The 6,182-nt window shown below is 65.6% G+C and carries 5 protein-coding genes; 4 read left to right on the top strand and 1 reads right to left on the bottom strand.

What is annotated here, in order from left to right; genetic code table 11:
• The 3 genes from AC1DJN_RS20005 to AC1DJN_RS19995 form a co-directional block, all read left to right on the top strand.
• Window positions 1-588, top strand: a 588-nt coding sequence (locus AC1DJN_RS20005) for a DNA-directed RNA polymerase subunit alpha (protein WP_478039931.1), incomplete at its 5' end; no start/stop codon positions are given.
• 197 nt (window positions 589-785) lie between these two features.
• The gene (gene rplQ / locus AC1DJN_RS20000; RefSeq protein WP_025879321.1) at window positions 786-1,169 is read left to right on the top strand and encodes a 50S ribosomal protein L17; all 384 of its coding nucleotides are present in this window, start codon (window positions 786-788) and stop codon (window positions 1,167-1,169) included.
• A 212-nt stretch (window positions 1,170-1,381) separates the two neighbouring features.
• The gene (locus tag AC1DJN_RS19995) at window positions 1,382-1,888 is read left to right on the top strand and encodes a disulfide bond formation protein B (protein WP_025879322.1); all 507 of its coding nucleotides are present in this window, start codon (window positions 1,382-1,384) and stop codon (window positions 1,886-1,888) included.
• 77 nt (window positions 1,889-1,965) lie between these two features.
• Here AC1DJN_RS19995 and AC1DJN_RS19990 read toward each other — a convergent pair whose 3' ends face one another.
• The gene (locus AC1DJN_RS19990; protein ID WP_442252235.1) at window positions 1,966-4,092 is read right to left on the bottom strand and encodes a TonB-dependent receptor; all 2,127 of its coding nucleotides are present in this window, start codon (window positions 4,090-4,092) and stop codon (window positions 1,966-1,968) included.
• A 222-nt stretch (window positions 4,093-4,314) separates the two neighbouring features.
• Between AC1DJN_RS19990 and AC1DJN_RS19985 the strand changes: the two genes are divergently transcribed.
• Window positions 4,315-5,706: a class II 3-deoxy-7-phosphoheptulonate synthase gene (locus AC1DJN_RS19985; RefSeq protein WP_025879324.1), complete on the top strand. Its 1,392-nt coding sequence runs from the start codon at window positions 4,315-4,317 to the stop codon at window positions 5,704-5,706.
• Window positions 5,707-6,182: the final 476 nt, after the last annotated feature.

The raw sequence follows: 6,182 nt of genomic DNA, 5'->3' as shown, positions 1-6,182 counted from the left end.
GCAGTGAACATGCGTCTGAAGATCGAGCGTGGTTTCGGCTATCAGCCGGCAGCTGCGCGTCGTCGTCCGGACGAAGAAACCCGTGCCATCGGCCGTCTGGTCCTGGATGCCTCGTTCTCGCCGGTCCGCCGTGTCGCCTATGCCGTGGAAGCGGCTCGTGTCGAACAGCGCACCGACCTGGACAAGCTGGTCATCGATATCGAGACCAACGGCACCATCGACGCCGAAGAAGCAGTGCGTACCGCTGCCGACATCCTCAGCGATCAGCTGTCGGTGTTCGGTGACTTCACCCATCGCGACCGCGGTGCGGCGAAGCCGGCCAACAACGGCGTGGATCCGGTGCTGCTGCGCCCGATCGACGATCTGGAGCTGACCGTGCGTTCGGCCAACTGCCTCAAGGCCGAGAGCATCTACTACATCGGCGATCTGATCCAGAAGACCGAAGTCGAGCTGCTGAAGACCCCGAACCTGGGTAAGAAGTCGCTCACCGAGATCAAGGAAGTGCTGGCCCAGCGTGGCCTGTCGCTCGGCATGAAGCTGGAGAACTGGCCGCCGGCCGGCGTCGCCAGCCACGGCATGCTGGGCTGATACCGCCTTTCTGCAAGACCGCATGGCCCCGTCGGCAACGACGGGGCCATTGCACCAAGGCAATACCGCCACGACGAACGAAGGTTCGCGGGCAGGTCGTCCAGGACGGATGGCCAGGACCAACCGCAGTCCGAGCAGCAGCGCCAGGAAGGCGACAACGATCCGCAAAGCCACATCATTAACCAAGGAATATCACCATGCGTCACCAGAAATCCGGCCGTAAGTTCAGCCGTACCAGCGCCCACCGCGAAGCGATGTTCAAGAACATGGCCGCCTCGCTGTTCAAGCACGAGCTGATCAAGACCACCCTGCCGAAGGCCAAGGAACTGCGCCGCGTCGCCGAGCCGCTGATCACCCTGGCCAAGGTCGACTCCGTCGCCAACCGTCGTCTGGCCTTTGCCCGCCTGCGCGACAACGAAGCCGTCGGCAACCTGTTCACCATCCTGGGCCCGCGCTACGCGAACCGTCCGGGCGGTTACCTGCGCCTGCTGAAGTGCGGCTTCCGCGCCGGCGACAACGCGCCGATGGCCTACGTTGAGCTGGTTGACCGTCCGGTCGTGGCTGAAGCCGTCGAAGAGTAATCGACGCGCGACACCCGTCATTCGGTGAAGAACCCGGCCTCGTGCCGGGTTTTTCCGTTTCTGGGCGACGGATGGAGATCCACGCCGGGCGTGGATGATCCCGCATGTTGCGGCGCGCGCGCCGGCGTGTTCCGACGGGCGCGACGTTGTGGCGGTTCGAACGGCGCGCACTCTCGGTTACGCTTGCGGTCCGTACTACACGAGCGTTGCCGATGAATCCTCTGCGCTGGCCTTTCCGCGCCCAGTTCCTGTTGGGCTTCCTGATCTGCGCGGGCCTGCTGGGCTACGCGATTTTCCTGCAGCTGAAGATGGGGCTGGAGCCGTGTCCGCTGTGCATCTTCCAGCGCCTGGCGTTCGCGGCCCTGGGCCTGCTGTTCCTGATCGGCGCACTGCATGGGCCGTCCAACCGTCCGGGGCGGGCGACCTACGGCATCCTCGCGTTCATCGCTGCCGCCGTGGGCGTGGGCATCGCCGCACGCCATGTCTACGTGCAGATGCTGCCGCCGGAAATGGGGGCGACGTGTGGCCCGCCGCTGGCCTTCCTGCGCGAGACCATGGGGCCGCTGGAAGTGTTCCGCACCGTGCTGACCGGCACCGGCAACTGCGGCAACATCGACTGGACGTTCCTCGGCCTGACCATGCCGATGTGGTCGGGCGTGTGGTTCGTGCTGCTGGCGCTGTGGGCGCTGGTGGTATCGCTGCGCAAGGTCAAGCACTGAGCCAGTCCGGAGCCACGCATGGCGTGGCTCGACTGTTTTCCGGTAGTGCCGGCCGCTGGCCGGCAGTCGGTGGTACCTCAGAAGTCCTGCTGCAGGCTCAGATAGGCGCCGCGACGTGGTCCCCATTGCGGTGCGAACACGCCGATGCCTCCGCCATCGCGCAGCTGGTAGCTGCGATCCAGCGCGTTGATCACCGCCAGTTGCACATGCAGCGGATGACCGCTGTCGGCGTTGAAGTCATGCGCGGCGCTGAGATTGACCTGCAGGTACGACGGCAGTTCGCCGCCATTGGGCACGCCCTCGATGTCCGAACGCAGGCCGCTGCCGTACACGTAGTTCGCACCGACCCGATTGTGGCCAGCGAACGCATAGCTGACGCCGCCGGAAGACGTCAGCTTCTGGTCGTGGTCCAGGTGGATCCAGTTCTGTTGCACGTAGGCCAGTGCATCCGGATCGAGGTTGTACTGGCTGGTGATGACCTGGGTGCCCATGGCCTTGTTGTAGGCCGCGTTGAAGTACGCGCTGATCGGCCCGTTGCTGTAGTCGGCGCTGAACTCCAGACCGTGGATGTGGCCGCGGCGATAGTTGAAGGTGGAATAGATGTAGGCGGCGCCGAACTGGCCTTCGTCCTGCAGGCGGTGCACGCGTCGGTCGTAGGCATCCAGGCCGAGGGTGAGGTGGTCGCCGACCTGCTGTGACACGCCGATATCGTAGTAGTCACTGCGCTCGGACAACGGCGTGTTGCTGCCATCGGCGGGTTGCTGGTTGCTGGTGCCATCGAACAGGGCCAGATCGCTGCCGGCAACCAGTTCGCTGGCGGGCGGGGTGAAGTATCGCGAATAGCCGGCGTGCACGGTGGTGCTGTCGCTGGCGTTCCAGACCACGCCCAGGCGTGGGCTGAGCTGGCCCTCGGTGTGACCGAAGGCCTTGAAGCGGTCGCCGCGCAGGCCGTAATTGACGGTCCAGTCATCGCCGATCCGCCACTCGTCCTGCACGTACAAGGCTGCGGTGCTGGCGTGGAAGGCATTGCGGTCCGGGATCAGCTGCGGCGTGGTGCTCGTCTGCCGCCCATCGGCGTCGACCGGGAAGACCCAGCTGCTGTTGTTGGCGGCGGCGTGTTCGTAGTTGCCATACAGGCCATAACGCAGGGTGTGGTTATCGCCCAGGGGGGTGGAGAAATCGGCCTGCAGGGTGTTGGCGCGGTTGCTGCGCCGGACCTGCGAGGCGACGCCGCTGAACTCCAGGTCGCCCACGACGTCCGGGTTGAAGGCCACATCACTGTAGCGCTGGCCGGCCGAGAGCTGGTACGCGGTCTGGCCAAGCGTGCCCTGCAGCACCAGCATGCCGAAGCGGGTGGCCTCGCGCTGGGTTTCGTCCAGCTGGCTGGAATCGAAGGTGGTGGTGTCCAGGTAGCCGAACTGCGGGGTCTGCCCCGGGTTGACCGGGATCTGGAAGCGGTTGTTGGCAAAGCCGGCGAACACGCTCAGGCGGGTGCTGTCGTTGACCAGATAGGTCAGGTCGGCAAAGGCCTTCCCCTGGTGGGTGTCGTCATGCAGCGGCCTGCGTGCGCTGGTGGGGTTCTCCAGCCCGACCTCGTTCTGGTCGTAGTTGCCGGTCAGGAACCAGCTCCAGCGGCCCTGGTTGCCCCACCAGGAGGCGTTCGGGTTGACCTTGCCGAACGAACCGGCGGTGATGCCAGCGCTGCCGCCGTTGCCCAGCTCGGCGCCACTGCGTGTGGTGATATCGACCACCGCGGCGGTGCGTTCACCGAACTGCGCCGGCAGGGCGCCGTCCATCAGGCGGATGCTCTTGATGGTGCGGGCATCCAGGGTCTGGCCGAAGCCGGAGATCGATTCGGGCAGCAGTACACCATTGATGCGGTACTGCAGGTTGGCGTGGTCGCCGCGCACGTGCACGCCGCCGTAGGAGTCCTGGACCACGCCCGGGGCCTGCAGAAGCACCTGGCTGAGCGGAGCGGAGGCGCCCAGCGGCTGCTTCTGGATGTCCTCGGCGGTGATCTGGTACTGGCTGCTGCCGATGTCCGGTGACAGGGCGTTGCGGGCCTGGTCGAGCTGAGCACTGACGGTGACTACGTCGAGGTCCTTGACCGCAGCCGCGCTGGCATCAGTGTCGGCGGCAAGCGCGGGTTGGCTGGTGAGGATCAGGGCGAAGGTGATGGCGGTGGTGAGCAGGGATGGCTTCATGGGAAATGGGCAGGAAGGGGGAGGGGGCCGGTCCATGAGGGAGTGTTACTCCGTAACAACTGCGTGCCGATCATGCGCCTGTCCGGCGATGGCGACCATGCCGTTTCTGGCCGATCACACGGCCCCTTTCCACACCGTTCAGGCAGTCATGACCGGGCCCGGCCCTTTGCGCCAGCGGCTGGCTCTGCGACCATGACCGCCCCCCACCCCCGGATGTCCGTGATGAGCCTGTCCGCCGTTCCGCCCGCCCCCGATCCTGCCGCCATCGCTGCTGGCGCCGCCTGGTCACCGGAGAGCTGGCGGGGCAAGACCGCGCTGCAGATGCCGACCTATCCCGATCCGGTGGCACTGGATGCCGCGCTGCACGAGCTGAAGCGGCTGCCGCCGCTGGTGACCTCGTGGGAGATCCTGGCGCTGAAGCAGCAGCTGGCCGACGCCCAGGAAGGCAAGCGTTTCCTGTTGCAGGGCGGCGACTGCGCGGAGAATTTCAGCGACTGCGAATCGGGCACGATCTCCAACCGGTTGAAGGTGCTGCTGCAGATGAGCCTGGTGCTGGTGCACGGCCTGCGCCAGCCGGTGATCCGCGTCGGCCGTTTCGCCGGCCAGTACGCCAAGCCGCGCTCGGCCGATACCGAGACCCGCGACGGCGTGACTCTGCCCAGCTACCGCGGCGATGTGATCAATGCGCCGGCCTTCACCGAGGCGGCGCGTCTGCCCGACCCGAAGCGGATGCTGCAGGCCCACGCGCATTCGGCGATGACGATGAACTTCGTGCGGGCGCTGATCGATGGCGGCTTCGCCGATCTGCACCATCCCGAATACTGGAACCTGGAATGGGTGAGCCATTCGCCGTTGGCCGCCGAGTACCAGAAGATGGTGGCCTCGATCGGTGATGCCGTGCACTTCATGGAGACCTTGGCCGGGGCCCGCGTGCACAACCTCAACCGCATCGATTTCTACACCTCGCATGAAGCGCTGCTGTTGCCCTACGAGCAGGCGCTGACCCGGCAGGTGCCGCGCCAGCAGGGCTGGTTGAACCTGAGCACGCACTATCCGTGGATCGGCATGCGCACCGCCGCGCTGGATGGCGCGCACGTGGAGTACCTGCGCGGCGTGCGCAATCCGATCGCGATCAAGGTGGGCCCGTCGGTGACGCCGGACCAGTTGCTGCGCCTGATCGATGTGCTCAATCCGGATGACGAGCCGGGCCGCCTGAGCTTCATCCATCGTATGGGAGCGGCGCAGATCGCGCAGAAGCTGCCGCCGTTGCTGGATGCGGTCAAGCGCGATGGTCGTCGCGTGCTGTGGGTGTGCGATGCGATGCACGGCAATACCGAAAGCACCGCCAACGGCTTCAAGACGCGGCGCTTCGACAACGTGCGCGGCGAGGTCGAGATGTCCTTCGACCTGCATGCGGCCGCAGGCACCCGTTTGGGTGGCGTGCATCTGGAGCTGACCGGTGAGGATGTGACCGAATGCACCGGCGGTGCGCGCGAACTGACCGAGCGTGACCTGGAGCGCGCCTATCGTTCGACCGTCGACCCGCGATTGAACTACGAGCAGTCGCTGGAGATTGCGATGGCGATCGTGCGCAAGCAGGAGCAGGTGCGGTAGGGGTTTGCTTCTGCAGGGCTGCGCCCTGCACCTGCAGAGGCCACTGCCAGAGCAACAGCAAGAGCGGCATTCCGTGGTTGGCGGGGCGGTGTCGGAGTGCGGGGACGCCGCAAGTACGTCCCTGTAGGCTTGGCAGCCGCATCCATGCGGCTGACACCCCGCACTCCGACATCGCCCCACCTCTGACAGATTTCCGGTGKCTGTTGGTCCATCTGTGCTTCGCTTGGATCAAATCCAATCGAAATCGAATATTTCGACAATTGATCGAAGAGCATCCACGCATGGCGTGGATCTACGTGTCGACCAAGGTCGACACCCACCAARRGCAGGYCATGMCATTCCRACAGATCGCGGGAAATTGTCGGAGGCGGGGAGGGGGCMGATGGCGGGGGCGTGAGCGCCATGGATGGCGCGACCGAGCTTACATGGACGTACTTGCAGCGTCCCCCGCCATCTGTCCCCTCCCCGCCATCCCA

This window comes from Stenotrophomonas sp. 05L414_2, assembly GCF_056397905.1.
This window is presented reverse-complemented; position numbering and strand designations above follow the sequence as displayed.